This is a genomic window from Fulvivirga kasyanovii (assembly GCF_009711405.1).
Classification (GTDB): domain Bacteria; phylum Bacteroidota; class Bacteroidia; order Cytophagales; family Cyclobacteriaceae; genus Fulvivirga; species Fulvivirga kasyanovii.
In genome coordinates, this window is record NZ_SMLW01000673.1 from 1 (window position 1) to 5,079 (window position 5,079).

Sequence of the window (5,079 nt, forward strand, 5' to 3'; positions counted from 1 at the left end):
TATCTTCTCGGACACTCATCGGATGACGGCGTGATGCAATAATTTGATCGACATTTTTCTGTTTTGCCAGATATTTCTTTTTAACTCATCATTTACTTGTAATTTCCGGCCATGGATAAAAGGGTTAGAAAGTCTAAAATACCTCAGGTAGTCGTTGAGCTTGGAATGAGGATAGATGCAATAATCAAAGAAAAAGGCTTAAAGCAGAGGGATGTTGCCCATGATGCCGGATTGGATGTCGAAAACCTCAGAAAGTACATTAAAGGAAGGCAGGAAATGAAAGTAAGCACAATGCTGAGAATAGCTGAAGCGCTGGAAGTAGAGATTGCAGATTTGTTTAACGGATAAGTGGGTGATTGTTTCAGGAGAATATTGTTGATGGCCCCAACAACTGGATAGGCGCTGCGGTTAACCTTAGCGCAGTCAGGATGGATCTAAAATCACAAAACACCGATGTTAAAAACCTGCTTTACTAAGCCTCAAAGGATTAGTAAAGCTATACAGCACATAGCCCATAAGCCCGACTAAAAAAACAATAGCCAGACAAGAGATTCCAATAATTCACTCCTCATAATAAAGCTCGTGCTTATCTGCTTTTCCCAGAAGCAGAGGTAAGCTTATAATATCTAAATTTGCTGTAGTTTTCAGGCTTATAGACCACACCATGCACGACATACTTAGGAAGCACATAGAAAAAGTAATGCCACTTACTGATGAAGAGTTTTCATTTGTGCTTTCTCATTTTAGTTATAAAAGCTACAAAAAGCGTCAGCACCTTATCCGGGAGGGAGAATTTGTGGAGCATGTTTACTTCGTAGTTTCAGGGCTTTTGAAACTGGAGTATTCTGACATGTCCGCAAAACAGCATATTGTATCATTTGCGATGGAAGACTGGTGGGAGACTGATTTTATGGCATTTTTCAATGAAACCAAAGCTACCATGTCATTGCAGTGTATTGAAGATACGGAGGTGTTTTGTATGTCGCTGGCAGACTATCATAAGTTATGTGCCGGTTTGCAGAAGATGGAGAGGTTTTTTCTTGAAAAATCTACTTCCGGTCATATTGCTTCGCAGCAGCGCATACTTTCGTTTCTTACCTCCAATGCCAGGGAGCGGTATGAGCAATTGCTCCGGCAATACCCTTCGTTACTCCAACGGGTACCTAAGAGCCTGCTGGCCTCCTATCTGGGTGTTTCCCGCGAAACGCTTAGCAGGCTTTTTTCTTAAGTTTTAATAGAGCTATTTATAACAGGCCTATCACTAGTTGAAACTTGTGAGGTTTGTCACACAAAAAATACACGGGGTACATTCACCTTTACAGTACGAAATTTTTAACTCGGTATCTGTAGCGGGTACATAATAAAACTTAAAATCAATGGAAAAACGAGTAATTAACCCATGGAAATGGCAGGATGAACGCAGCTATGTACAGGCCGTGGAAGTAAAAAATGCACAAAGTACACTTTATTGTTCCGGACAGGCGGCCGTAAAACCCAACGGTCAATCAAGCTCCGAAGATATGAGGGCACAGCTTACTGAAGCTATCCGCAACCTGGAGCAGGTTATCAGCGACGCCGGATATGAATGCAAAAATATTGTACGGCTCAATGTTTTCACCACATCCAGCGAAGAGCTTTTCTCCTGTTTTGATATTTTTCAGAATTGGGTGGTCAAATATGACATCAAACAGGCGAGTACTTTGCTGGAGGTCAAAGGGCTATTTGAAACGTTGAAGGTAGAGCTTGAAGCTACTGTAGTAAAATAGTACCTAAAAATAAACCGGTTGCGACTCAGGCTAGTTATGCCGCAACCGGTTTATCGCTTTTAACTGTTCTTTTAAATATCTTCTGGCTTCAGACAGGCAGATTTCCGAGTCTCTTATGGAAATACCCAACATTCCTGAAATTTTCCGGTGTCCATACCCTTCTATAACAAAAAGGTTGAAAACCATCCTGTAGATCGGTGAAAGTTCACGAATGGCCTCAATGGGTTTATCCAGAGGTTCTCCAATCACATTTCTTTGGTTATTACCGGTAGCTTTAATATTATGGTAGTAGTCAATGCAGGTACTGATCAAAATAGATTTAAACTGTACTTTCAGTAATATCACAGAATGCTCACGAAAGTTTCCATTGGCCTGATACATAGATTGGAACAGCTTCAAAAAGCTCCTATTAACAAGGTCCATACACGCTTCCCTGCTGTTGGTATAGCGGTAACAAATACCCATCGCAAAGCCGTGAAACTGACGGTACAGTTCCTTCTGACTTTTGCGGTCATTCTTAAAACAACCTTTGAGTATAGAAGTAATCTTGTGGTCAGCCATATCGGTCTGAAAGTGTTAAGTGGGGCTGGATATCTTAACTTTAGGGTATGGGTTGACGATGTATGTCAAACCATAACTGCCTGCATTACTGGCTCAGTTTTACTTAGTGTTGTCCTACTTATCGATCAAGCAGGTACCGGAACTATTTAAATTCAAATGTTCCCTCTAAAAATATGGCCGCTCGCTTACCTCTATTACTGTTTTCTTCTGCGAAGCTAACATAAGAAGTTACTTTTTTCTGCTTCAGGTCTATTACCTGACTTACTGTAAGGCCATCTTCTTCAATCCAATTAAGAAAGAACAGTGATTCATTGAGCTTTTTATAACTGATCTTCTCATCACCTTCTGCAGCTTTGCCCTGGCTATTTACAGACTTCCAATGCAAGGTAGTATCACTCAGGTAGCTTACCTCGGCCGTAAAATCAGGATAGGTCAAAACTGCCTGCTTACCAATTATCTCAACAGCAGTTTTATCTGAAGTATCTTTGGTTATACTTTTCTTCGCCGGCTCATCTTTACAAGAGGCAAATGCCACGGCGATACAAAATACTAATAATACTTTTTTCATGTTTTTCTTTCTTAATTAATTAGTCACGGGGGTTTTAAAGGTTACCCCCTAAACCCGATATCAGTGGTTATAAAATTCAAGCCTTTCCGGCTTCAATCCCATAGGTTGTTTTTTGAAAGGGCATATTTACCGGCACCAGTGAAAAATAACGTTAGTGCACCAAACAGATATAATCCTAACAACTCATTAGCCCACCCACCAAATTCATTCAACTTAAAAATCTCACTACTATGTACCAGTACAATAGCTACCAGACAATTGAGCACATAAACAGCGGATGCGATTCGCGTGCGGAAACCTAACACAATAGCTATTGGCGCCAGTATCTCACCAATGTAAACTCCATAAGCAAATACCCCGGCTACACTTTTAATAAATTCTATACCGTGTACGAGTTTGGCTATACCGTGCAGTAGCATCAGCAGACCAAGTGATAACCGAAGTATTAATAATCCTAAATCAATATTTTTCCTTTTCATTATGGTTGTATGTTTTACTAATTAATGATTGCCATATGTTGCCTTCAAAAAATCCGGAAGTGTTTTCGGCTTGCGGCCAAGGATATCTTCCAGTGTATCATCAGTATTTTCGAAGTCGTTGTTTTTCATACCGGCAGCAAAAAGTACCGACATTTGGACTATGCCTTCAGGAAGACCAAATTGTTTAAGTGTGGCTTCAAATTCTTTCGGATCAGGGCTATTATATGCCACTTCTTTACCCGAGAGGGCGGAAAGTTCTTGAGCAATATCTGCAAATGAAACTGCTTCGCTACCTGTGAGGTTGAAAGTTTTATTCTCGATACCTTTTCCTGACAAGAGCAAGGCTGTAGCTTCTGCCAGGTCTGCCCTGGTAGCAAAAGCAACTTTACCATCTCCTGCAGGGAAGTAAACACCATTATCTAATACTTGCTCTCCCATAAACATCGGTGTGACCTCAAAATAAAGTGTATTTCTCAGGAAGGTATAGGTAAATCCGTTTTCCCTGATGTAGTCTTCTGTTTGGAAATGGTCTGCAAGCAAAGGCTTTAGAGGGGAGGCATTAATGTCCTTTATGGCCACTCCTGTATAGAAAATATGCTTTACACCTGCATTCTTAGCTGCATCAATGGCATTTTTGTGCTGCTGCAGACGGTCATTAAAATCATTGGATGAAATAAGCAATAATTTATCAACACCTTTAAAGGCCGCTTCCATAGAAGCACGGTTATGATAATCGCCTATACGAACATCCACACCTTTGGCTTTAAGGTCGCTGGCTTTCTCAGCGTTACGTACCATGGCAGCTATTTGCGATGCCGGTACTGCTTTCAATAGGTTTTCTATGACTAACCCTCCTAAATGCCCTGAGGCTCCTGTTATTAATATCATAATTATTATTGTTGTTTAGTATTTTTAAAATAGTTACCCGCAAGAATACCAGACCACTAACGGCCAGACGTTCCTTGATTTATCAAATCTTATCGTTATCAGAAAATCATGAATACACACCCGGCGGTTTGTTTTCTCGAAGGCCTTTAGTCTATTGGCATTCTCCTTTGGGCGAACAAACAACGCCTGCCGGATTTTCGTCCGCGGAATATTCTTTTTGCCAATTTGCAAAGGCACTGCTCAGCATATGAGTAAAATCCGTTACCGGCATAGCTCCGCTAAATGAAGCTTTTCTGTTTATTATGAAGGACGGCACTCCCCGGACTCCCAGATTTTGTGCCGCTGAAATGTCTTTGCCTACCTCGGCAGTATATTGGTCGCTTTCCAGCACCTTTCTTACCGGCCCCTCTTCCAGCCCTACCTGCAGAGCTATCTTGAGCAAGGTGGCTTGGTCTTCTATATTTTCCCCATTGGTAAAATGCGCCTGAAACAGCCTTTCTTCCATTTGATCCGCCAGCCCAATTGACGAGGCGTATTGAATCAACCTGTGGGCATCGAGGGTATTTGCCCATACCAGTTTATCCATGTTGTATGTAAGTCCCGCACCTTTGGCCATGGCCGTCACATGCTCGTTCATCATTTTTGCCTGTGCCGGGGTAGTACCCAAATGCTCCGCCAAAGCCTGATTATTATCCATGCCTGGTTTATGTTTAGCATGAGGCATGATTTGAAAACTTCGCCAGAGTATCTCTATTTTATCTTTATGAGGAAATTGTGCCAGGGCGGTTTCGAAATTGCGCTTGCCTATATAGCAAAA

Annotated in this window: 8 protein-coding genes; 3 read left to right on the forward strand and 5 right to left on the reverse strand. The window is 41.4% G+C overall.

Going from position 1 to position 5,079, the window contains the following annotated elements; translation table 11 throughout:
- Positions 1-111 precede the first annotated feature (111 nt).
- The 3 genes from E1163_RS27975 to E1163_RS27985 all read left to right on the forward strand — a co-directional run bounded on the left by E1163_RS27975 (position 112) and on the right by E1163_RS27985 (position 1,766).
- Complete coding sequence (locus E1163_RS27975) at positions 112-348, forward strand: helix-turn-helix domain-containing protein (protein ID WP_155176689.1); 237 nt, start codon at positions 112-114, stop codon at positions 346-348.
- Positions 349-664: 316 nt separating this feature from the next.
- Entirely contained in the window at positions 665-1,228 is a 564-nt protein-coding gene (locus tag E1163_RS27980) for a Crp/Fnr family transcriptional regulator (RefSeq protein ID WP_155176691.1), read from the forward strand.
- A 148-nt stretch (positions 1,229-1,376) separates the two neighbouring features.
- Entirely contained in the window at positions 1,377-1,766 is a 390-nt protein-coding gene (locus E1163_RS27985) for a RidA family protein (protein ID WP_155176693.1), read from the forward strand.
- Positions 1,767-1,796: 30 nt separating this feature from the next.
- Here the strand turns inward: E1163_RS27985 and E1163_RS27990 are convergent, their stop codons facing one another.
- From E1163_RS27990 to E1163_RS28010, 5 genes are all read right to left on the reverse strand, one after another.
- Positions 1,797-2,327, reverse strand: coding sequence for an RNA polymerase sigma factor (locus tag E1163_RS27990; RefSeq protein ID WP_155176695.1), 531 nt, complete (start codon positions 2,325-2,327; stop codon positions 1,797-1,799).
- A 142-nt stretch (positions 2,328-2,469) separates the two neighbouring features.
- Positions 2,470-2,895 (reverse strand): MoaF-related domain-containing protein, encoded by a 426-nt coding sequence (locus tag E1163_RS27995; RefSeq protein ID WP_155176697.1) that lies wholly within the window; start codon positions 2,893-2,895, stop codon positions 2,470-2,472.
- A gap of 92 nt (positions 2,896-2,987) precedes the next feature.
- On the reverse strand, positions 2,988-3,374 hold the full coding sequence (locus E1163_RS28000) for a DoxX family protein (RefSeq protein ID WP_155176699.1): 387 nt from the start codon (positions 3,372-3,374) through the stop codon (positions 2,988-2,990).
- 21 nt (positions 3,375-3,395) lie between these two features.
- On the reverse strand, positions 3,396-4,262 hold the full coding sequence (locus E1163_RS28005; RefSeq protein WP_155176700.1) for an SDR family oxidoreductase: 867 nt from the start codon (positions 4,260-4,262) through the stop codon (positions 3,396-3,398).
- 151 nt (positions 4,263-4,413) lie between these two features.
- Positions 4,414-5,079: DsbA family oxidoreductase (locus E1163_RS28010; RefSeq protein WP_155176764.1), on the reverse strand; the 666-nt coding region annotated here is incomplete at its 5' end.